Genomic DNA, 22,798 nt, shown 5'->3' on the forward strand with positions numbered 1-22,798 from the left:
CCCCGCTCGCCCGTCACGACTCACCCCTCGCCGTTGCTCTCCGCCAGATCGACGAGTTCGCGCACGGCCACCGCAAACAGCGGGAAGCCGCCCTGGCTGCCGCCACGCACCTCACTGACCAGGCGGCACCAGCGCTCATGCAGATGGCGGTGCTGATCGAGCCAGTGGTCGACGCGCTCGTCCGCATCGCGGCCGCCCTCCTCGGCTTTGAGCACACTGACGGTGAGCGCCAGTTGCTGGCGGTCGATGTCGTCGCGAAAGGTTTCCCGCGCCTGGGCCTGCCAGCTGTCGCGCACCTTGAGGTTGGTCACCTGCTGGAGCATCCACGGCAGCTCGAGGCGATGGCCGATCTCATAGAAGATCTCGGCCACCCGCTGCGGCTTCTCGTCGGACTGGCGGGCGGCCTGAATGATGCCCAACGCGCTGTACAGGCTGCCGGCAGCTGCCACCGTCGCCGCGAGCCCTTCGGGCACACCGACCTCGAGCAGCTCGTCGCGGCGCGTTTCCCATTGAGCCCGTTCTTCGCCGCGCAGCAGATCGCCGATGCCCTCCTGGAGCTGGGCGACCCGAGGGGCGAAGTATTCGATGGCATCGCGAGTCGACAACCCCATCCGCTGGCGCAGGAACCAGCGGGTCGCCCGCCGAATCAGCCGCATCAGGTCGAGCATCATGGCGTACTGCACCTGGCTCGGCACCTGATTGTCGAGCGCTTCGATCTGTTCCCAGATCGTGGCGAGCTGATAGCTGTCTCGTGCCACGATGTAGGACCGAGCGATCTCGGCACGGCTCGCTCCGGTGGAATCGATCAGCCGACGCACGAACACGATGCCCATGTGGTCGACCAGATCGTTGGCCACCTGGGTGCTGACGATCTCGCGCTTCAGACGGTGCTGGTACATCTCGTCGCGGAAACGCTCGACCAGCACCGATGGGAAGATACGCTCCAGGTACTGCTGGATATAGGGGTCGTCGGGTACGTCCGACGCCAGCACCTCGCCCTTGAGCACGCTCTTTGCGTAGGAGATCAGTACCGAGAGTTCGGGCAGCGTCATGCCCTGTTCATTGTTGGCCCGCTCATGGAGCTCGTCGTCGGCCGGCAGATATTCCAGCTCGCGGTCGATCTGGCCGGCCGCCTCCAGTTCGCTGACGAAGCGCCGGTAAGCCCCGATGCCCAGCCGCGACAGGATCTCGGAAAGATCCAGCGCCTGGGTCTGGCGGTAGTTGTCGCGGATCACCAGCTCGGATACCTCGCCGGTCATGTCGGCCAGCAGCCGATTGCGCTGCTTCTCGGTCATGTCCCCACGCTTGACCACCTCGTCGATGAGGATCTTGATGTTGACCTCATGGTCGGAGCAGTTCACGCCACCGGCGTTGTCGATGAAGTCGGTGTTGACGCGAATGCCGTTGAAGGCAGCCTCCATGCGGCCACGCTGGGTGAGGCCCAGGTTGCCGCCTTCGCCCACCACGCGACAGTTGAGTTCGGCACCGTTGACGCGCAGGGCGTCGTTGGCCTTGTCGCCGACATCGGTATCGCTCTCTTGGCCGCCCTTGACGTAGGTGCCGATGCCGCCGTTCCAGATCAGGTCTACCGGCGCCTTGAGCAGGGCGCGGATCAGCTCGTTGGGCGCAAGCTTGTCCTCCTTGATGCCAAAGCGCTGTTTCATCGCTTTGGAGATGGGAATCGACTTGGCACTGCGCTTGAACACGCCGCCACCCGCCGAGATGAGGCTGGTATCGAAGTCTTCCCAGGAAGCGCTCGACGAGGTGAACAGCCGCTGGCGCTCGGCGTAGGTGGACGCCGCATCGGGTTCGGGGTCGACGAAGATGTGCAGGTGGTTGAAAGCGGCCACCAGGCGAATCTTGTCGGAGAGCAGCATGCCGTTGCCGAAGACGTCGCCGCCCATGTCGCCGATGCCCAGCACCGTGAACTCGTCACGCTGGGTATCCACCCCCAGGCCGCGGAAGTGGCGCTTGACCGACTCCCAGGCGCCCTTGGCGGTGATGCCCATCTTCTTGTGGTCGTAGCCATTGGCGCCGCCGGAGGCGAAGGCATCGCCCAACCAGTGGCCATACTCGGCGGAGATCTCGTTGGCGATGTCGGAGAAGGTGGCCGTGCCCTTGTCCGCCGCCACCACCAGATAGGCGTCGTCGTCATCGTGGCGGAGCACGTCACGAGGCGGCACGACGTCGCCGCCGACCAAATTGTCGGTGACGTCGAGCAGTGCCCGGATGAAGGTCTTGTAGCAGGCGATGCCCTCCTGCTGGATGGCCTGGCGATCGCCGCTCTCGGGCAGGCGTTTGCACACGAAGCCGCCCTTAGCACCCACCGGCACGATCACCGCATTCTTGACCTGCTGTGCTTTGACCAGCCCCAACACTTCGGTGCGAAAGTCCTCATGGCGATCGGACCAGCGCAGACCGCCGCGGGCCACCTTGCCGCCACGCAGGTGCACGCCCTCCACCCGTGGCGAACAGACGAAGATCTCATAGACCGGCCGCGGACGCGGCATGTTGGTGACCCGCATGGGATCCAGCTTGAAGGCGATGTAGTCCTTGATGCGCCCATCCGGCGTGGTCTGATAATAGTTGGTGCGCAGCGTGGCCAGCATGAGTTCCATGTAACGGCGCAGCAGTTGATCGTCGTTGAGGCTCGCCACGTCATCCAGGTGGCGAACGATGCGCTCCACGCTGGCATCGATCGCCTCCGCCCCGCCGCGCTGCCGCGGGTGGAAACGCAGCTCGAACAGACGCACCAGCTCGCGGGTGATCTCGGGATGATTGGCCAGAGTGGTGGCGATGTAATCCTGGGACATGCCGAAGCGAATCTGCTTCAAGTAACGCGCATAGCCGCGCAGCATCGCCACCTCACGCCAGTCGAGGTTGGCGGCGATCACCAGGCGGTTGAAGGCGTCGTTGTCTGCCTCGCCGGCCCAGATGCGCTGGAAGGCTTCGATGAACGGCTCGCGCATCGACTGCAGGCTGACTTCAACGCTGGTATGGTGCTCCAGATCGAAGTCGTGAATCCAGTAGGTCCCTTCCGCCGTCTCGATCTCGTAGGGCCGCTCGCCGATCACTCGCAACCCCAGATTCTCCATCATCGGCAGCACGTCGGAGAGCGGGATCGGGCGACTACGGTGGAACAGCTTGAGGTTGACTCCGCTGCTCTCCTCCTCCAGCAAGCGATAGAGCGACAACGTCAGATCCTTGCCGTCGTCGAGTTCGATCAGATGGTGAACGTCGAACACCGCCGTACGCGCACCGTAGTCGTCGCGGTAGCTGGCCGGGAAGGCGTCGCGGAAGCGGTCCATCAAGCGATTGGCCTGCTCCTCGCCATAGCCTTCCACCATGGCTTCCTGCAGCTCGTCGCGCCAGCTGCGCGCCAGGCGCGCCACCTTGGCCTCGAGCCGCCGGATATCGACGTCCTTGGGCGTCTCGCCGTTGAAGCGCAAGATGAACTGGATGCGCGCCAGTACCGATTCCGAGAGGTAGGTGTTGAAGTCGCCGAAGGTGGCGTCGAGCTCCTCGCAGAGCAGATCCTGGATGCGCAGACGCAGATCGGTGGAGAAGACATCGCGGGGCACGAAGACCAGGCAGGAGTGGAAGCGGCCTGAATGGTCGGTGCGAATGAACAGCCGCACACGGCGACGTTCACGAATATCGAGTATGCCCAGGGTCGTACGCGCCAGCTCCTGGATGTCGATCTGAAAGAGGTCGTCGCGCGGGTAGACCTCGAGGATCTGCAACAGCTGCTTGCCGTTGTGCCCCTTGGGATTGAAGCCGGCGATGTCCATCACCGCCTTGATCTTGCGGCGCAGCAACGGAATGTTGCGTGGCGACTCGTTGTAAACGGTGGCGGTGAAGAGGCCCAGGAAGCGTCGCTCGCCGATTACCCGACCGTGCTCGTCGTAGCGATCCACCGAGATGTAGTCGGGATAGGTGGGCCGGTGAACCCGGGCATGGTGGGCGCTCTTGGCGAACGACAGCAGCTGTGGCACCAGCACGAAACGCTGGCCCTCGATGCCGAGCTCGGTGCGGATGCGCTCTCGATAGCGCGGCTGATCGAGGCGGAAGACCCCCAGCTCGCTGCCGGCCACCTTCTCCAGACGATCGCCTTCGGCGTCCGACTCGACGGTGAACTCGTCATAGCCGAGGAAGGTGAAGTTGTCGCGCACCAGCCAATTGAGGAAGGCGATCGCCTCGACATGGTCGTCCGCGTCGACCGAGGCCGGCCGGCTCGCCTTGAGTTCATCCACCGCCGCATTCACCCGTTCGCACATGGCAGGGTAGTCGCCCACGGCGGTACGCACATCCCGCAGCACTTCATGGATACCGGCCTCGATCTCGGCCAGGAAATCGGGATTGGAGTGCCGGTCGATCTCGATGACGATCAACGACTCGCGGGCGGCCGGAGCCTTCTCGTCACGCGGCGAAGCGACCCGCTGAAGGTCGTGCTTGGCACTGCGCTTCACGGCCAGCACGGAATTATGGATGGCATGCACGGTGAAGCCGCGGCGATTCAGCTCGATACGCACCGAATCGACTAGAAATGACATGTCCTCGTGCAGCACCGCCACGAAGGTGTGGGTCGACTGCCAGCCGTGCTCTTCGAAATCGGGGTTGAAGACCCGCACCTTGGGCTCGCCAGCGTCGAAATGCTGAATGAATTGCCACACCGATAGAGTGGCGCCGTAGAGATCGTCGAGTCGTCGGTCGACCAGGTCCTCCAGCGGCACCGTGGCGTAGAAGTACCGAGCGAAGGCATCCACCGCCTCGGCGCGCTTCCGATCCAGGCCCCCTTCCAGCCGCTCACGCAGCTGATCGAGAATGTCCTGCCTGTCCGCTTCGATCGTCTCGTAATGCATCCCTAACCTCGACTGCCACGGGCCGCTGTCGGCGGCCCTGGTAAGTGTCCAGCGATTGACTCATTGCTGACGCAAGCTTACTCCAGCCCTCGATCACAACCCACCGACATGCCGGCCTTTTCATGGAGCATGTCGCTTACGCATCGCGCCCGGCGTCATGACGGCTTGACTTCCCCGTCAGACGCAGCGGGGCTCAGGCTTCACGGCGAACCAAAAGCACTCCGCACTCGCAGTGGCCGGTCCAGGGAAACTGGTCGAACAGCGCCAGACGCTCGATGTCATGGGTTTGGCTGAGGAACTCCAGATTGCGCTCCAACGTATCGGGGTTGCATGAAATATAGACGATCCGCCGATACTCGCTCAGTTGACGGCAGCTCGCCTCGTCGAGGCCGGCCCGCGGCGGGTCGACCAGCACGGTGGAGAAGTCATGATCGCCGAGCGCCATGGCGGCTACTCGTCGCCCCGTCTTCTCGCCGGCCAAGGCCTCGGCGAACTCCTCGGCGGACATACGTGCCACATGCACGTTGTCGATGCCGTTGGCTGCCAGGTTCTGCTGCGCACTGACCACCGACACCCGCGAGATTTCCGTGGCCACCACGCGGCGGAAGTTCTCGGCCAGCGCCACGGTGAAGTTGCCGTTGCCGCAATACAGCTCCACCAGATCGCCACCTTGGCTGCCCCGCGTCGCATCGCGCGCCCAGGCGAGCATGGAGCGACACACCTCGGCGTTGGGCTGGGTGAAGCTGTTCTCCACCTGTTGGTAATGGAAGGTCTGCCCCTCCACCTCCAGCCGCTCCCAGACATGATCGCGGCAGAGCACCAGGCGCTGCTTGCGGGCCCGCCCGATGATGTCGATACCCAGCCGCTCCTGCAACTGGCGGGCCTCGACCTCCCAGGCGTCGTCCAGCTGGCGGTGGTAGATCAGCGTGACCAGCGCCGCGCCGGAGAGCGTGGTGAGAAACTCCACCTGGAAGAGCTTGTGACGCAGCACCGGGCTTTCCAGCAGCACGTCGCGCAAGCGCGGCATCAGCGCATTGATGCGCCGGCTGGCCACCGGATACTGGTCGAGGCGCACCACCCTCTTTTGCTTGGGGTCATCGGGATCGACCGCGAACATCGCGTAGAAGAGATCGTCCCCGGCGTGCCAGATGCGGAACTCGCAGCGCTGCCGGAAGTGGCTCGGCGGCGAGGCAAAGACCTCTAGATCGGGCGGTGCGAAACGGGCGAACTGGCGACGGATACGCTGGCACTTGGCAGCGAGCTGGTCGTCATAGCGGGGCGGGTCGACAACGGGAATGGACACGGCAACTCCGATCGGGTAACGGCAAAGGAAAATGCAAGGGACGCTCAACCGACGGTCAGCAGGCGCGGTTCGGCAAACTCAAAGCGGGCCAATGCGCGAGCCAGGCGCGCATCGGGCGCAGTGGCCAGGCTCGCATCCACCCCGCGATGCGCAGCGACGTCGCCCACCACCTGGCCCGTGCGGCGGGCGATCGCGGCACTCGAATCGATCAGCGTTACCGGCCAGGAAACTGCCGCGGCGATTTCGCGATGCAGTAGCGGAAAATGCGTGCAGCCCAGCACCAGAGTATCCAGCGTGGGCGACCGCCACAGCGGGGCCAGCGCCGCACGAATGGCATCCTCGTCGACCGCGTCTCCCGACACTTGCCGCTCGGCCTGCACCACCAGGCCATCGGCTGCCACGCGCTCCACCCGGCAATCGCTGGCAAACTCGCGAATCAACCGCTCCGTGTAGGGTCGTGCCACGGTGGCACTGGTCGCCAGCAGGGCAAGATGGCGGTTTCGGCTGAGTCGGGCGGCCGGCTTGATGGCCGGTACCGTACCCACCACCGGCACGCAGAGTCGCGCGCGCAGTGCATCGAGTGCCAGGGTACTGGCCGTATTGCAGGCCACCACTAGCGCCGCACAGCCACTGGCCGTCACGGCCGCCTCGCACACCGCCAGGATGCGCGCCACCAACCAGGCATCGGGACGGAGACCGTAGGGCAGCATGGCGTTGTCGCACGCGTAGACCAGCGCCGCGCCGGGTAGCTGGCGGCGCAGTTCGGCGACCACCGACAGGCCGCCGACCCCAGAGTCGAAGATCAGGATCGGGCCGGGCATGGGGCGGCGAAGGTCCATCCGGTGAAGCGCTCCCGCCGGCAGAACCGACGGGAGCGGAGCGAAACGGGGATCATGCAGCAGGGCTCCGCGACGACGAGGCGCCCATTCTAGCAGCCCTGGGCGTCGGGCAAAGCCTGCAGCGGTCCCGCGAGTGACTCAGGTGGCAGGCTCGGGAGCCTCCTTCAGCTCGGCATAGAGTTCGGGATACGCCTGCTGGAGCCGTTCCAGCTCGGCTGCGGCGCCTTCCGGCAGCGCCTCGGCGAGCTGATCCAGGTCGTCGTCATCGAAATGCTCACGGATCAGCGGGAACAGCAGCTCGCGCTCATCGCGCAGGTAGGCGCGGTGGGCATCGAGGTAGGCCTTGAGATCGTCGGCGAAGCGGTCCATCGGGACCACGGCGTCCATCAGGACCATGTCGATGTCGTTGGACAAGCGCTTCAACTGGCGGCGCAACGCCTGGTAGTCGCAGCTCAGACGTTCCGTCAACACCTGGCAATCGGGCTGCTTGGCCTGGAGACGCTCTGCCAGTACGCGCTCCAGTGGCTGGGTGAAACCTTCCATGTAGTCGAGAATGTAGTCGACCACCTCCCGAACCAGTTGAAAGTTGGGCCGCTCTCCAGCGGACAGGGTCTTCTGCTTGAGCTGAAGGACGTGCAACATGCGCGCCATGTTGGCATGATCCTGGCGCAGCTGGGTCAGCATGGGCATGTCGAAGCCTCCTCTACTACCTGCGGGTGAACGGCATATCGAATTGGAGTCGCATCGCGGGGGGTAGGTTCAGTGCCACGTCAACGTCGCGACGCGCATGGCCAGTGATGCTGTATCACCCTAGTGCGTTTGCGCTCACTGCGCCTATCATCAAATGTCATATTGACAAGGCCGCTAATCACATTTCAACGCTTGATCCCAACTCTCCGATTCGGCACCGTTGCCGATACCTCTGCAAGGACAAGCCCATGGATCTCTTCGCAACGGCCAGCGACGCTGCCGCACCGCTCGCCTTCCGCATGCGCCCCCGGCGGCTGACCGACTACGTCGGCCAGCAAGCGCTGGTCGGACCTGGCAAGCCGCTGGCACGCATGGTCGAGACGGGCAAGGTGCGCTCGATGATCCTGTGGGGCCCCCCCGGGAGCGGCAAGACCACCCTGGCCGACATCCTCGCCGAAGAGTCGGATTCCCACCTGGAGCGTCTGTCGGCGGTGATGGCTGGGGTCAAGGAGATCCGCGCTGCGGTGGAGAGAGCCCGCGCCATGCAGGCGCAGGGCCGCGCCACTCTGCTGTTCCTCGACGAGATCCATCGCCTCAACAAGAGTCAGCAGGACGCCCTGCTGCCCCACGTCGAGTCGGGGTTGCTGACGCTGATCGGCGCCACCACCGAGAACCCCTCTTTCGAGGTCAATTCGGCGCTGTTGTCGCGGGCCCGCGTGCACGTGCTCAAACCTCTCGGCGAGACGGAGCTCGTCGAGGTGCTGCGCCGCGCCCTGGCCGACGGCGAGCGCGGCCTGGGCGAGCGGCAAATCCATGTGGACGACGAGGTCCTCGGCCTGCTGGCGCGCGCTGCTGCCGGCGATGCGCGCCGGGCGCTGGGGCTGCTGGAGACCGCTTGCGACTTCACCGAGGCCTCCGCCGAAGGGGGAGAGGCACTCAGGCGCAAGGCGCTCGACGATGTACTCGGCCATCAGGCCAGCGCCTTCGACAAGCAGGGCGATCATTACTACGACCTGCTCTCGGCCATTCACAAGTCGGTGCGCTCCTCGCGGCCCGATGCGGCGCTGCTGTATATCGCCCGTTTCGTTCAGGGTGGCGGCGACCCGCTGGACATCGTCCGCCGCCTGGCCGCCATTGCTTCCGAGGACGTAGGCAACGCCGACCCGCGTGCCCTGCCCCTGACGATGTCCGCCTGGGACGCCTACCTGCGCCTGGGCGACTACGAGGGCCAACGCGCCATCGCCCATGCCGCCATCCACCTCGCCGTGGCGCCCAAGAGCAATGCCATCGACCAAGCCTGGAAGCGCGCCAAGCAGTTCGTTGCCGCCCAGCCGAGCCTCGAGGTGCCGACCTACCTGCGCAATGCGCCCACCAAGCTGATGGAGTCGCTGGGCCACGGCGATGGCTATCGCTACGCGCATAACGAGCCTAACGGCTATCCGGCGGGCAGCGCCCACGACTGCTGGCCGGATGACACACCTCGGGAGCGTTTCTATCGGCCCACCGGATACGGTCAGGAGAAGCGGTACGGCGAACTGATGGCGTGGCGGGACAACCTCGACGCCGAAGCGAACGACGGCGCGTAACGCCGAACTGGAAGCTGGATAGCCGCCTAAATGACACCGCCTCCAAGGCAAGACCTCGGAGGCGGTGTTCTTCTCGCTTCAAGCCTACCGCTCCCGGCGAAGCCGGGTCGGGTTCTCTTCTAGCTTCCAGCCGCGAAGCGGCGCTCTTCCAGCTTCAAGCTTCTGACCGGCGAAGCCGGGCCTAGTGCGTCTCACGAATCACATCGACGCCGTCGGGTACCTCGAGTTCGAAACGCGCCGCGTCGATGGACGAGTTCATCACCACATCGCGGAATTCGATGGCGGTTTCCTGACCGGTGCTGTCGGTCATCTGCAGGAAACGCAGGCGCCGGTCGCGGAAGGTCATCTCAAGCTCCTCGAAGAGAGTATCGGAAGCCTTGGGCACCAGCGTGAAGCTATCGCCCCCTTCCTGTTGGCGATACGAAACCTCGTAGCTCTCGGTGAGTTCGTCAGCGCTGCCGGAAAGCAGCAGGGCAGGCGTGTGGGTGACGCGCTGATCGAGCGCCTGGACGGTGACCTGCTCCAGATCGGGATCGTAGAGACTGACCTCTTCACCGTCCGACACCACCACCTGCTCGTAGGGAGCGTCGACCTCCCAGCGGAACTTGCCGGGACGCGACAGCCACATCCGGCCACGGGTCTCCTGCAGGCGTTCGCCGCCGCCATCAAGGATCAACTGCTCGAAGCTGGCCTGGTAGGACTCGAGCGGCTCGAGTATGGCGGTCAGTCGCTCAGCGCCGTCGTTGGCCAGCACCGCCGTCGGTACGGCAAGGGCCGCAGCCAGCACGGCCAAGCGTTTTTTCACGGTCATCGTCATGAGTCTCCTTGGACGGTTGCACGACACTCCTGTCACTCGGATTGCCACCGCGCCGGTGGGTTGCGCGCCCGCCGACGCTTGCAGGATGATTGCACGGTTACCCGCTGGCGTCGCTGGGTGGCGACATCGTCAATCCCCCGCCGGCGGCCCTGCCAGCACTTCGCGCGCGCCGTTGGTGCCCATTGAGGAGACCACCCCCGCGGCTTCCATCGCCTCCACCAGGCGCGCCGCGCGGTTGTAGCCGATCTTGAAGCGGCGCTGCACCGCCGAAATGGAGGCGCGGCGGCTTTCGGTGACGAAGGCCACGGCTTCGTCGTAGAGTGCGTCCTGCTCGGCATCACCGCCACCCTCGCCACCATCGGACTCGAGGCCGGTAAGCGCGTCGGCGGTGACGCCCCCAGAGAGGATCTCCTCGATGTATTCCGGTTCGCCGCGACGTTTCCAGTCCTCCACCACGCGGTGCACCTCGTCGTCGTCGACGAAGGCACCGTGGACGCGGGTGGGCAAGCCGGCACCCGCCGGCAGGTAGAGCATGTCGCCGTGGCCGAGCAGGTTTTCGGCCCCGCCCTGGTCGAGGATGGTCCGCGAATCGACCTTGGAAGAGACCTGGAAGGCCATGCGCGTGGGGATGTTGGCCTTGATCAGGCCGGTGACCACATCCACCGAGGGCCGCTGGGTGGCCAGTATCAGGTGGATGCCGGCGGCACGAGCCTTCTGCGCCAGCCGCGCGATCAGTTCCTCGACCTTCTTGCCGACGATCATGAACATGTCGGCGAACTCGTCGATCACCACCACGACGTAGGGCAGCTTCTCGAGCACCGGGGGATGCTCGTGCATCTGCCACGGTTGCGGCTCCCACAGCGGGTCGGCGACCTGGGCACCGGCGCGCTCCGCCTCGTCGAGCTTGGCGTTGAAGCCGGCGATGTTGCGCACTCCCATGGCGGCCATCAGCTTGTAGCGCCGTTCCATCTCGGCGACGCACCAGCGCAGGGCGTTGGCGGCCTCCTTCATGTCGGTGACCACCGGCGCCAGGAGATGCGGGATGCCGTCGTAGACGGAGAGCTCGAGCATCTTGGGGTCGACCATGATCAGGCGCAGCTCGTCGGGCGTGGCCTTGAGCAGCATCGAGATCAGCATGGCGTTGACCCCCACGGACTTGCCCGAGCCGGTAGTGCCGGCCACCAACAGGTGGGGCATCTTGCCCAGGTTGGCCACCACCGGGCCACCGCCGATGTCCTGACCGAGCGCCAGAGTGAGCGCCGAGGCGGCCTCCTGGTAGCGGTCGGAGTCGATCACCTCGCGCAGTCGGATCATCGCACGGTGCGGGTTGGGTATCTCGATGCCCACCGTGGGCCGTCCGGGAATCACCTCTACCACGCGCACACTCTTGACCATCAGCGAACGCGCCAGATCCTTGGCCAGGTTACTGATCTTGGAGACCTTCACCCCAGCCGCCGGCTTGATCTCGAAGCGCGTGATGACGGGCCCCGGCCAGGTGTGAACCACCTCGGCCTTGACGCCGTATTCACGCAGGCGCGTTTCGAGCAGTTCCGCCATGTCGGCCAGCTGCTGCTGGGTGTAGTTCTGCTGGTGAGGCTCGGGTGGCGTGAGCAGGCGCAGGCTCGGTAATTCGCCATCCGGCTCCGGCAAGCCGTCGAGCACCGGGCGCTGGCTCTGCAGATGCTCGACCGTCCACAGCGCTGGACCTTCGGGGTCCTCCGCCGCATCACGCCCCTGTTCTGCCGTGGCGTGGCGTGGCGTGGCCGCGGCTCCCTGGGTATCGGGTGTTCCACCCTGCGTTTCACGCCAGGTTCGCAGACCGGCGGCCTGATCGTCTCGCGCCGGACCGTCGGATTCTTCCTCGTATTCGGCATCGGCCGGCTCGGGCGGCGCGAAGGTCATGGCAGCATCACGCTCTGCGCCAGCCTCCGGCTTCATGTCGTCCCAGCCCAGCCGCGGTTCGTTGTCGTCTGGCTCCGGCTCGGTCGGCTGCCAGTCGTTCATGCTCGGCTCGCGTCGAGCGGCTGGCGATGATGCCGACGCTTCGCGGCCGGGCACGGACGCCTGCGCTGGAGTCGCATCACCTTGGCTCTCACCTTCGCTCGTCGCTTCGGGCTCTCGGGCGCGCAGCGGCATGCCAGCGGTCGGCGGATCCGGCTCGTCGCGGCGGGCGCTGAGCGGCGAGCGGGCCGGTTCGGAGGCGGCGTTCTCGGCGGGGCTCGCCGACCGGGCGGCATAGGCCGCCGACGGCTGCTTGGCAGAAGGCGTGCGCTCGGGCACTTCCCAGGGGATCTGCACATCGCCGTCATTGCCATAGGTATCCGCCAGCCCAGGCTCTCGAGCGCTTTCTGCCGCCGGATCGGCGGTCTCACGTCGCCTACGCTGCCACCAGCGGCGACGTGGCGGCTGATTCGACGACGGCCGTTCCTCCTCTACCGGTTCCGCATCATCAGCCTCGGCCTCACGTTCCACAGCGCGTGCTTCTCGGCGCTCGCGCACCAGGCCAAAGGGCTTTGCCGCCCATCGCCATAGCCGGAGCGCCCCATGCCCCGTCTCGTCCATGACAGTCAGCCATGACAGGCCGCTGAACAGCGGAAAGCCACACAGCATGGCCGCCACCGCCAGGAGACCGGTGCCGCCGGTATCCACCAGGGGAACCAGCGCCCCCACCAGGCCTTCGCCGAGAATCCCTCCCGCGGCATAGGGCAACAGGCTGTCGGGGTTGTAGAAGTGCAGTGCCCCCAGGGTGGTGGTGCCCAGCAGCAGCAGCACGAGTCCGCCCAGGCGCACGGCCAGTGCCGTGGCATCCCACTCGAAGCGCACCTGTCGCGAGCGCACCAACCACCAGCCGGCGAAGCCCAGCATGCCGGGCCACCATAGTGCACTGGCACCGAACAGCGAATAGAGCACGTCGGCCAGCCAGGCACCGATGGGGCCCATCCAGTTGGTCACGGCCGTCTCAGGCCCACGCTGCGACCAGCCGGGGTCGGTGGGCTGATAGCTGAACAGTGCCAGCAGCAGGAATACGCACGCGGCCAACAGCACGATCACCACGCCCTCGCGCGCCGCCCCTTGCAGGCGCAGTCCGAACCGTTTGGCGCTGGCTCGAGCCTGTTCGGCCGTGGCCCGTGCCGAGGCCCGCTTCTCCTTCACGCTCAACTGTTTCCCCCTCGCGCCGCGACAGCGGCGCCTTGCAGAAGCCTCGAATGGTCCGAATCGATCTCGACCGTCCATCATACCGGGACGACGCGCCAGCGCACAGGGAAGGACACCTCGCGCTTGAGACGTTGCCGCGGCATCGTCACACTGAGCGTTCATTCACGCGGAGAAGCGCCGCTCATGCTGCCCTGGCTGCCCAAGTCCCCGGTCGCATTCCCTCCCTTTTCGCAAGCGCTGCGCGACCCCGATGGCCTCTTGGCCGCCGGCGGCGATCTGACGCCCGAATGGCTGCTTGCCGCCTACGCCCGGGGCATCTTTCCCTGGTACAGCGACGACCAACCGATCCTGTGGTGGAGCCCGGAGCCGCGCATGGTGCTCTTTCCCGAAGCACTGCGCGTCTCGCGAAGCCTCGCCAAGCGGCTGCGCAACGGCGGTTTCTCGGTCACCTTCGACCGCCGCTTCGATGCGGTGGTTGCCGCCTGTGCCGCTCCGCGACCCGGTCAGCCGGGCACTTGGATCACTGCTGCCATGCGTCAGGCCTACGGCACGCTTCACGCCATGGGCTTCGCCCGCTCGGTGGAGGTGTGGCGAAACGAGCGGCTGGTGGGGGGGCTCTACGGCGTGGCCATGGGCGGCGCTTTCTTCGGCGAGTCGATGTTCTCCCACGAGCGCGATGCGTCCAAGGTCGCGCTGGTGCATCTCGTGCGTGCCATGCAGGCAGGCGGCGGGCGGCTGATCGATTGCCAGATGCATACCGCCCATCTGGAGCGCCTCGGGGCCCGTGACATCGCTCGCCGGGCATTCATCGGCTATCTTGAAGAGTGCCTGGAAAGCCCGGCGGAACGGCACTTCGGCCACCCTTTGCCGGTCTGGCCACAGCCCGATGACGCCGCATGTCCATCGACACCTCATGCACTCACATAGGAGGCGGTCGCCGTGAGCAGCAATGCGCCCCATCAGCCGGTGCGCGACCTGCGCTTCTTCCTGACGGTACCTCATGCCTGCAGCTATCTGGCAGATCGCGAGGCCACCACGCTCTTCCTCGACCCTCAGGAATCCCACAGCCAGGGCATCTACGATGCCTTGGCCCTGCTCGGCTTCCGCCGCAGCGGACGCCATCTCTATCGCCCGCATTGCGAAGGTTGCAGCGCTTGCATCTCGGCACGAATACCGGTCGCCGACTTCACGCCCAGCCGTAGCCAGCGCCGCATACGACGCCGCAATGCCGATCTCAGCTGGCACGTACGTCCAGCGCTCTTCGATGCCGAGCACTATGCACTCTACGACCGCTATATCCGCACCCGCCACGCCGACGGCGACATGTATCCGCCGAGCCACGAACAGTACCGCACCTTCCTGACGTTGGACGAGCCCTACGCCCGCCTGATGGAGTTCCGCCTCGGCGAGCGACTGCTCGGCGTCACGGCCTACGACCACCTCGACCACGGCCTCTCGGCGATCTATACCTTCTTCGACCCGGACCCGGCGTGGAACCGCCGCTCGCTAGGCACTTTCGCCGTGCTCAGCCTGGTCAGGCATGCCGAGCGGCTGGGACTGCCCCACGTTTACCTGGGCTACTGGATCCGCGAATGTCGCAAGATGGCCTACAAAGAGGCCTACCAGCCCTTGGAGATTCTCGACGGCCGCCACTGGCGACGCATGATTGCCACCTGAGAAGGGCGTTCCTTTGCCTTGACGACCGCCTTGCGGCACAATACCGCGCTATCCGGCACGGGTCGGACGTTACGTGCAGCACGCACCCCGACCGGTCGGTTTCAAACCATCATCAGCGAGGAATCGCCTATATGGCACGTGAAGACCATATCGAAATGGAAGGCGTCGTCGTCGATACCCTTCCCAACACGACTTTCCGGGTCGAGCTGGAAAACGGTCACGTCGTGACCGCCCACATCTCGGGCAAGATGCGCAAGAACTACATCCGCATTCTCACCGGCGACAAGGTCAAGGTCGAGCTGACTCCCTATGACCTGACCAAGGGTCGCATCGTCTACCGCTCGCGCTGAGCCTTCGCTCGCACCCCGCCACAGCGCCACACGCCGGTACCCGTATACAAGCTCGGCAAACCGCATCACAAGACAACGCCCCGTCCGTAGACAGGGCGCTGTGTCGTGTTGCCGGATGATGCTCCGCCGTCAGGGAGCGTCGGCCAGCTCCGATTCGGTGGCCAGGTGCAATTCGTCGTCTTCCACGCTGACATGCACCACACCGCCGTGCTCGGCGAGCTCGCCGAACAGGATCAACTCGGCCAGCGGCTTCTTGAGCTTCTCCTGGATCAGGCGTGCCATGGGGCGCGCGCCCATGTCGGGGTCGTAGCCCTTCTCGGCCAACCAGCTGCGCGCCGCTTCGTCCACATCGAGCTGCACGCGCTTCTCGTCCAGTTGGGCCTGCAGCTCCACCAGGAACTTGTCCACCACGTTGCGCACCACGGAGGTGGGCAGCGAGTGGAATTGGATGATGCCGTCCAGGCGATTACGGAACTCCGGCGAGAAGGTCTTGCGGATCACCTCCATGGCATCGGTGGAATGATCCTGGGTCTGGAAGCCGATGGAACGACGCGTGGCCTGCTCGACCCCGGCGTTGGAGGTCATGATCAGTATCACGTGGCGGAAGTCCGCCTCCCGGCCGTTGTTGTCGGTGAGTCGCCCGTGATCCATCACCTGCAACAGCAGGTTGAACACTTCCGGGTGCGCCTTCTCGATCTCGTCGAGCAGCAGCACGCAGTGCGGCTGCTTGGTGATCGCCTCGGTCAGGAGGCCGCCCTGATCGTAGCCGACGTAGCCCGGGGGAGCGCCGATCAGGCGCGACACCGTGTGGCGCTCCATGTACTCCGACATGTCGAAGCGCACCAGCTCGATGCCCATGATGTGCGACAGCTGCCTGGCCACCTCGGTCTTGCCGACACCGGTGGGGCCGGCAAACAGGAAGCTGCCCACCGGCTTGTCCGGCGACTTGAGACCGGCCCGCGACAGTTTGATGGCCGCCGACAGGCTGTCGATGGCCTCGTCCTGACCGAACACCAGCATCTTGAGATCGCGGTCGAGGTTCTCGAGCAGCTTGCGGTCCGAGCTGGATACGCTCTTCGGCGGAATCCGCGCGATGGAGGCCACCACCGCCTCGACCTGGTCGACGTCGATGGTGTCGATGCGCACCTCCGGCGGCAGCAGCCGCTGGTGAGCGCCGGCCTCGTCGATCACGTCGATGGCCTTGTCGGGCAGGTGACGGTCGTTGATGTAACGATCCGCCAGGCGAGCTGCGCTCTCCAGGGCGCCGTCGGTATACTTGAGCTGATGGTGCTCCTCGAAGCGCGAGCGCAGGCCCTTGAGGATACGAATGGTGTCCTCCACCGAGGGCGCCATGACATCTACCTTCTGGAAGCGACGGGCCAGCGCGCGATCCTTCTCGAAGATGCCGCGAAACTCCTGGAAGGTGGTGGAGCCGATACAGCGCAGCTCGCCCGAGGAGAGCAGCGGCTTGAGCAAGTTGGAGGCATCCATCACGCCACCGGAGGCGGCACCCGCACCGATCACGGTGTGGATCTCGTCGATGAAGAGGATGGAGTTGGGCTGCTTGCGCAGCTCGGCGAGCAGGCTCTTCAATCGTTTCTCGAAGTCGCCGCGGTACTTGGTGCCAGCCAGCAATGCACCCATGTCCAGTGCATAGACCACGGCATCACCGATCACTTCCGGCACGTCCTCCTCGACCACGCGCTTGGCCAGCCCCTCGGCAATGGCCGTCTTGCCGACGCCGGCTTCACCCACCAGCAGCGGGTTGTTCTTGCGCCGCCGCGCCAGGATCTGGATGACGCGCTCCAGCTCGTGGTCGCGGCCGATCAGCGGATCGATCTTGCCCAGCCGTGCCTGCTCGTTGAGGTTGGTGGCGTAGCCGGTCAACGGGTTGGCGTTGGTTTCGGCACCACCCTCCTCGGCTTCCTCGGACTCCGGCGACGGCGAGGAAGGGTTCTGGCCATGGCCGGACACCTTGGAAATACCGTGGGCGATGTAGTTGACCGCATCCACTCGCGCCACGTTCTGCTGTTTCAGGAAGTAGACCGCCTGGCTCTCCTGCTCGGAGAAGATCGCCACGAGCACGTTGGCGCCGGTCACCTCGCTCTTGCCGGATGACTGCACGTGGAAAACGGCACGCTGCAGCACCCGCTGGAAGCCCAGCGTGGGCTGGGTTTCGCGGTCGCCCTGGTCCTCGGGGATCAGCGGCGTCGTGGAGTTGATGAAGTCCTGCAGGTCGGACCGCAGCTTGTCGAGGTTGGCCCCACAAGCCCTGAGCACGTCTGCCGCCGAGGCATTGTCGAGCAAGGCCAGCAGCAGGTGCTCCACGGTCATGAACTCGTGGCGCTTGGAGCGCGCCACGGTGAAGGCCGTGTTCAGGGTCAGTTCAAGTTCTTTGCTCAGCATGGCAGTCCCCTTCTCGCCGCTTAGGGCTTGCGTCGGATCTTTCACAGTCCGGCATCAATCAACATCGGGCACAAACGCGGCCGTTGCAAGTCGGACACTCAACGACGCCATTCACATCCCGTCTGACCATGCCAGCCGTCAGTCCGTTGCTTCAGTATCGCACAGCAACGGATGCTGACACTCACGTGCATATTGATTGACCTGATGGCTTTTGGTTTCCGCGATATCGCGGGTAAAGATGCCGCAGGTGGCCTTGCCCCGGGTATGCACCGTCATCATGACCTGCACCGCCGTCTCGCCGTCCATGTGGAAAAAGGACTGCAGCACCTCCACCACGAACTCCATGGGAGTGAAGTCATCATTGTGCAACACCACCTTGTACATCGGCGGGCGGGCCAGCTCGGGGTCCGAGGACTGCACGGACAGGTCGCCGTCATCATCCTCCTGGGGCTGCGAGAGCTGCGTCATGCCCGCGACACTACCCTTCACCAGCCAGTCCCGAGGACCATCCGTCTTGAACATAAGAGCCACACACCCTCTCGACAAGCCGCGCGCCATCAGGCACCTCCAATGCAATTGGACGGCATGGCGCCGGCGGGGTTCACCGAATTTCCCTTCATCTACCGCAGCGGCAGCAGGTTCCAACGCAAGGGCCCCTGTCCACCGTCTGGCGGACAGGGGCCCAAGCCACGCAACCGCCGTTACATGTTGTCGGCGACGGCCTGGCCGAACTCGGAGCACTTGAGCAGCTTGGCATCGTCCATCAGGCGATGGAAATCGTAGGTCACCTCGCCCTTGGAGATGGCTTTTTCCATTCCCTTGAGTACCAGGTCGGCCGCCTCGAACCAGCCCATGTGGCGCAGCATCATCTCGGCCGAGAGGATCAGCGAGCCGGGGTTGACTTTGTCCTGACCGGCATACTTCGGCGCGGTGCCGTGGGTGGCCTCGAACATGCCAACGGCGTCGGAGAGGTTGGCACCCGGCGCGATGCCGATGCCGCCCACCTCGGCCGCCAGGGCGTCGGAGAGGTAATCGCCGTTGAGGTTCAGGGTAGCGATGACGTCGTACTCGGCCGGACGCAGCAGGATCTGCTGCAGCATGGCGTCGGCGATCACGTCCTTGACCACGATGTCCTTGCCGGACTTGGGATTCTTGAAGGTCATCCAAGGGCCGCCGTCGAGCAATTCGGCACCGAACTCCTCCTTGGCCAGCTCATAGCCCCAATCCTTGAAGGAGCCTTCGGTGAACTTCATGATGTTGCCCTTGTGCACCAGGGTCACCGACTCGCGGTCATTATCCACGGCGTACTGCAGGGCCTGACGTACCAGGCGCTTGGTTCCTTCCTCGGAAACCGGCTTGACGCCGATGCCGCAGTTCTCGGGGAAGCGGATGTTCTGAACGCCCATCTCTTCGCGCAGGAACTTGATCACCTTGTCGGCTTCCGGGGTACCGGCTTTCCACTCGATGCCGGCATAGATGTCCTCGGAGTTCTCGCGGAAGATCACCATGTCGACGTCGGCAGGCTTCTTCACCGGGCTCGGCACGCCCTCGAACCAGCGCACCGGGCGCAGGCAGGTGTACAGGTCGAGCTTCTGGCGCAGGGCCACGTTCAGGGAGCGGATGCCGCCGCCTACTGGGGTGGTCAGCGGGCCCTTGATGGAAACGACGTAGTCCTTGACGACTTCCAGGGTCTCCTCGGGCAGCCAGGTGTCGGCGTCGTAGACCTGGGTGGCCTTCTCGCCAGCGTAGACCTCCATCCAGTGAATCTTGCGCTCACCGCCGTATGCCTTCTGCACGGCCGCATCGATGGCGATCTTCATGGCGGGCGTCACGTCCATGCCGATACCATCACCCTCGATGAACGGAATGATCGGCTCGTTAGGCACGTTCAGGGTGTTGTCAGCGTTGACGGTGATCTTCTGGCCGCCTTCAGGGACGACGATTTTCTGGAACCCCATTGAGAACTCCCCTGTCTGGTCTGTTCAGTGGAGCGCGGAGTATAGCATTCACCGTGCGGATCGGAGTAGGCTTGGAGCGAGATTTGTCGACAATCCATGGTAGCAAGACCTTGGTCGAATGAGCGCACTGTACCTGCTGCACAAGCCCTACCGCATGCTCTCGCAGTTCACCGACCGCCAGCGCGGCGAGGGTGAGCGGCGCGCGACCCTGGCCGAGGTCATCGGCGTTCCGGGGATCTATCCCGCCGGCCGGCTCGACTACGACTCGGAGGGTCTGCTGCTGCTCTCGGGCGACGGCGAACTGATCCATCGCATCAGCGACCCGCGCCACAAGCAGCCCAAGACTTATCGCGTCCAGGTCGAGGGTATCCCCGACGAGGCCGCTCTGGCCGCCCTGCGCCGCGGCGTCGAACTCAACGACGGCCCGACCCGCCCCGCCAAGCTGCGTCGGCTCGACGTGCCCGGGCTGCCCGAACGCCAACCGCCGGTGTCTGCCAAACGCCACCCGACCACCACCTGGCTCGAGCTCACCATCACTGAAGGACGCAACCGTCAGGTTCGCCGCATGACGGCGCACGTCGGTCACCCCACCCTGCGCCTGGTGCGCGTGGCCATCGGACCCTGGCGGCTCGACGGGCTGGCACCCGGCCAGTGGCGGCGCGAAGCACTGCATGCCCCACGCCGCTCGTCACCTCGGAGGAGACGCCGATGAATCGCTGGCAGCCCCACGTCACCGTGGCCACCGTGGTGGAGCGCGCCGGCCGTTTCCTGATGGTGGAGGAGCGCCCCGACGGCGGAGAAACGCGCTTCAATCAACCGGCCGGGCACCTGGAACCCGGCGAACGCATCCGCGAGGCGGCACTGCGCGAACTGCGCGAGGAGACCGCCTGGCAGGTCGGCATTACCGACTATCTGGGCATGTACGTCTATGAAGCCCCGAGCGGCGCCACCTTCCATAGCCACGGCTTCTTCGGAATGGCGCTGGCCCATCTCGGCACGCCACTGGACTCCGACATTCTCGGCGTGCACTGGCTGACCCTGGAGGAACTGGAAGCGCTGGAGCGTGCCGGCCAGTTGAGAAGCCCCCTGGTCATGCGCCGCGTACGCGATGCTCTGGCCGGCAAGTTCTATCCCATGGACGTGATCCACGAGCGATAGAATCAGCTACGAGTTACGAGCAGGCTCGAAGCTCGAAGCTCGAAGCTCGAAGCTCGAAGCTCGAAGCTCGAAGCTCGAAGCTCGAAGCTCGAAGCTCGAAGCTCGAAGCTCGAAGCTCGAAGCTCGAAGCCAGGATAAGGTACAATCCCGTCCCATTCGAGATACATCACCCGAGAGCGCCCATGACCGCCACCCCTGGCAAGGTGATCGTCGGCATGTCCGGCGGCGTCGACTCCTCCGTCTCCGCCCTGTTGCTGCTCGAGCAGGGCTACCGGGTCGAAGGCCTGTTCATGAAGAACTGGGACGAAGACGACGGCACCGAGTACTGCACCGCCAAGGCCGACCTGGCGGACGCCGAGGCCGTGTGCGAGAAACTCGGTATCAAGCTCCATACGGCCAATTTCGCCGCCGAATACTGGGACAACGTCTTCGAGCACTTCCTCGCCGAATACCGGGCCGGGCGCACGCCGAATCCGGACATCCTGTGCAACCGCGAGATCAAGTTCAAGGTATTCCTGGAGTATGCAGAGATGCTCGGTGCCGAGAAGATCGCCACCGGGCACTACGTACGTCAGGGCGAAGTACGCGGCGACATCGACGGCCAGCTCCGCCCACGCCTGCTCAAGGGTCTCGATGCCAACAAGGACCAGAGCTACTTCCTGCACGCCGTGCCGGAAGCGGCCATCGCCCGCACGCTCTTTCCGGTGGGCGAACTGGAAAAGCCCGAGGTGCGCGCCATCGCCGAGCGCCATGGGTTGGCGACGGCGAGAAAGAAGGACTCCACCGGCATCTGTTTCATTGGCGAGCGGCGCTTCCGCGACTTCCTGAAGCAGTACCTGCCCGCCCAGCCGGGGGTAATAGCAACACCAGAGGGCGACGTGATCGGCGAACACATGGGCCTCATGTACTACACCCTGGGCCAGCGCCAGGGACTGGGCATCGGTGGACTGACCGACTACCCCGAAGAGCCCTGGTACGTGGCCGCCAAGGATCTCGAGCGCAACGTTCTGATTGCCGTACAAGGCAAGCATCACCCCTTGCTCTACACCGACAGCCTCGCCACCGAACCCATGGACTGGGTGGCCGGTGAACCGCCCACCGGCACCGGACGCCTCACCGCCAAGGTACGCTACCGCCAGTCTGACGTGCCCTGTACCGTCCACACGCGGAAGGATGGCGGCGTGGAGGCGCGCTTCGATGCACCTCAGCGCGCCGTCACGCCCGGCCAGTCGCTGGTACTCTACGATGGCGAGATCTGCCTCGGCGGCGGGGTGATCCGCGACACTTGGAACGCCACGGAGGGTCGCCCATGACCGCCACCACCCCGATTCATCGCGCCCCGGATTCGCCGGTGGCCCGCCAGGCGCTGGCACTCGCCGGCGTCTTCCAGGCGGCCAGCCTGGTCGACGAACTGGCCCGTACCGGCCAGGTAGAGCCACGCCCCTGGGAGACACTCATCGAAGCCACCGTGGATACCAGCCCGGAGAGCTTCGAAGCCATCTACGGCGGCCACCCCAACAACCTACGCCGTGGCCTCGAAGTGCTCGAGGCGGTAATCGGTCGTCGGCAGGCCAACCCCGCCGTGCTGCGCTACGGTTTCTCGATGCTGCTGCTGATGAACAAGCTGCGCAGCAACACGGCCATGATGGACGCATTGGGCGAGAAACTGACCCGGATCCAGGGTCAGGCCGAACACTTCGGTACTACCCACGAGAACGTCATCGCCAGCCTCGGCGAGGCCTATCAGGAGACGCTCTCCACTTTCAAGACGCGTATCGTGGTACAGGGCGATCCTTCGCTGCTGCAGCACCGCATGATGCCCGAGCGGGTGCGCGCCATCCTGCTCGCCGGCATCCGCTTCGCCCTGCTGTGGCACCAGCAGGGCGGGCGGCGCTGGAAGCTGGTTTTCCAGCGCAGCGCTCTCAAAAAAGCCCTGGACCAACTGAACTGACCGCGCGCATCGCTCACTATCCACCCGGAATTCGACCATGCAAGC

17 protein-coding genes are annotated in these 22,798 nt (G+C 65.1%); 8 read left to right on the forward strand and 9 right to left on the reverse strand.

Annotated elements, in window-relative coordinates; translation table 11 throughout:
* Positions 1–20: 20 nt before the first annotated feature.
* From GFD32_RS04620 to GFD32_RS04635, 4 genes are all read right to left on the reverse strand, one after another.
* A complete protein-coding gene (locus GFD32_RS04620; RefSeq protein ID WP_163575393.1) occupies positions 21–4,862 on the reverse strand; it encodes an NAD-glutamate dehydrogenase in 4,842 nt (1,613 codons plus the stop codon).
* Between the two features lie 193 nt (positions 4,863–5,055).
* The gene (gene trmA / locus GFD32_RS04625; RefSeq protein ID WP_163575394.1) at positions 5,056–6,165 is read right to left on the reverse strand and encodes a tRNA (uridine(54)-C5)-methyltransferase TrmA; all 1,110 of its coding nucleotides are present in this window, start codon (positions 6,163–6,165) and stop codon (positions 5,056–5,058) included.
* A 44-nt stretch (positions 6,166–6,209) separates the two neighbouring features.
* A complete protein-coding gene (gene murI / locus GFD32_RS04630; protein ID WP_163575431.1) occupies positions 6,210–6,986 on the reverse strand; it encodes a glutamate racemase in 777 nt (258 codons plus the stop codon).
* Positions 6,987–7,142: 156 nt separating this feature from the next.
* Entirely contained in the window at positions 7,143–7,688 is a 546-nt protein-coding gene (locus tag GFD32_RS04635) for a hemerythrin domain-containing protein (RefSeq protein ID WP_163575432.1), read from the reverse strand.
* A 254-nt stretch (positions 7,689–7,942) separates the two neighbouring features.
* On the opposite strand from GFD32_RS04635, the gene GFD32_RS04640 reads away from it, so the two are divergent.
* A complete protein-coding gene (locus tag GFD32_RS04640; protein WP_163575395.1) occupies positions 7,943–9,280 on the forward strand; it encodes a replication-associated recombination protein A in 1,338 nt (445 codons plus the stop codon).
* A gap of 181 nt (positions 9,281–9,461) precedes the next feature.
* Here the strand turns inward: GFD32_RS04640 and lolA are convergent, their stop codons facing one another.
* Positions 9,462–10,091 (reverse strand): outer membrane lipoprotein chaperone LolA, encoded by a 630-nt coding sequence (gene lolA / locus GFD32_RS04645; RefSeq protein ID WP_163575396.1) that lies wholly within the window; start codon positions 10,089–10,091, stop codon positions 9,462–9,464.
* 135 nt (positions 10,092–10,226) lie between these two features.
* Complete coding sequence (locus GFD32_RS04650) at positions 10,227–13,250, reverse strand: DNA translocase FtsK (RefSeq protein WP_407081068.1); 3,024 nt, start codon at positions 13,248–13,250, stop codon at positions 10,227–10,229.
* A 186-nt stretch (positions 13,251–13,436) separates the two neighbouring features.
* Between GFD32_RS04650 and aat the strand changes: the two genes are divergently transcribed.
* The 3 genes from aat (at position 13,437) to infA (ending at position 15,280) form a co-directional block, all read left to right on the forward strand.
* Positions 13,437–14,180, forward strand: a complete 744-nt coding sequence (gene aat / locus GFD32_RS04655) for a leucyl/phenylalanyl-tRNA--protein transferase (protein WP_163575397.1) — start codon at positions 13,437–13,439, stop codon at positions 14,178–14,180.
* A 12-nt stretch (positions 14,181–14,192) separates the two neighbouring features.
* Entirely contained in the window at positions 14,193–14,930 is a 738-nt protein-coding gene (locus GFD32_RS04660) for an arginyltransferase (protein WP_163575398.1), read from the forward strand.
* Positions 14,931–15,061: 131 nt separating this feature from the next.
* Positions 15,062–15,280, forward strand: a complete 219-nt coding sequence (gene infA / locus GFD32_RS04665; RefSeq protein ID WP_010627817.1) for a translation initiation factor IF-1 — start codon at positions 15,062–15,064, stop codon at positions 15,278–15,280.
* A 129-nt stretch (positions 15,281–15,409) separates the two neighbouring features.
* Here the strand turns inward: infA and clpA are convergent, their stop codons facing one another.
* From clpA to icd, 3 genes are all read right to left on the reverse strand, one after another.
* Positions 15,410–17,686 carry an ATP-dependent Clp protease ATP-binding subunit ClpA gene (gene clpA, locus GFD32_RS04670; protein ID WP_163575399.1) on the reverse strand — a complete coding sequence of 759 codons (2,277 nt, stop codon included), beginning with the start codon at positions 17,684–17,686 and terminating at the stop codon, positions 15,410–15,412.
* A 138-nt stretch (positions 17,687–17,824) separates the two neighbouring features.
* On the reverse strand, positions 17,825–18,154 hold the full coding sequence (gene clpS, locus GFD32_RS04675; RefSeq protein WP_163575434.1) for an ATP-dependent Clp protease adapter ClpS: 330 nt from the start codon (positions 18,152–18,154) through the stop codon (positions 17,825–17,827).
* Between the two features lie 233 nt (positions 18,155–18,387).
* Positions 18,388–19,644, reverse strand: a complete 1,257-nt coding sequence (gene icd, locus GFD32_RS04680) for an NADP-dependent isocitrate dehydrogenase (protein ID WP_163575400.1) — start codon at positions 19,642–19,644, stop codon at positions 18,388–18,390.
* 118 nt (positions 19,645–19,762) lie between these two features.
* Between icd and GFD32_RS04685 the strand changes: the two genes are divergently transcribed.
* The 4 genes from GFD32_RS04685 to hflD all read left to right on the forward strand — a co-directional run bounded on the left by GFD32_RS04685 (position 19,763) and on the right by hflD (position 22,753).
* Entirely contained in the window at positions 19,763–20,356 is a 594-nt protein-coding gene (locus GFD32_RS04685; protein ID WP_163575401.1) for a pseudouridine synthase, read from the forward strand.
* On the forward strand, positions 20,353–20,802 hold the full coding sequence (locus tag GFD32_RS04690) for an NUDIX domain-containing protein (protein WP_163575402.1): 450 nt from the start codon (positions 20,353–20,355) through the stop codon (positions 20,800–20,802). The genes GFD32_RS04685 and GFD32_RS04690 overlap by 4 nt, the downstream gene beginning before the upstream one ends.
* Positions 20,803–20,984: 182 nt before the next feature.
* Positions 20,985–22,115 (forward strand): tRNA 2-thiouridine(34) synthase MnmA, encoded by a 1,131-nt coding sequence (gene mnmA / locus GFD32_RS04695; RefSeq protein ID WP_163575403.1) that lies wholly within the window; start codon positions 20,985–20,987, stop codon positions 22,113–22,115.
* Positions 22,112–22,753, forward strand: coding sequence for a high frequency lysogenization protein HflD (hflD, locus tag GFD32_RS04700; RefSeq protein ID WP_163575404.1), 642 nt, complete (start codon positions 22,112–22,114; stop codon positions 22,751–22,753). Before mnmA ends, hflD begins: the two co-directional genes overlap by 4 nt.
* Positions 22,754–22,798: the final 45 nt, after the last annotated feature.

Source organism: Halomonas faecis, from assembly GCF_010993975.1.
Classification (GTDB): Bacteria; Pseudomonadota; Gammaproteobacteria; order Pseudomonadales; family Halomonadaceae; genus Halomonas; species Halomonas faecis.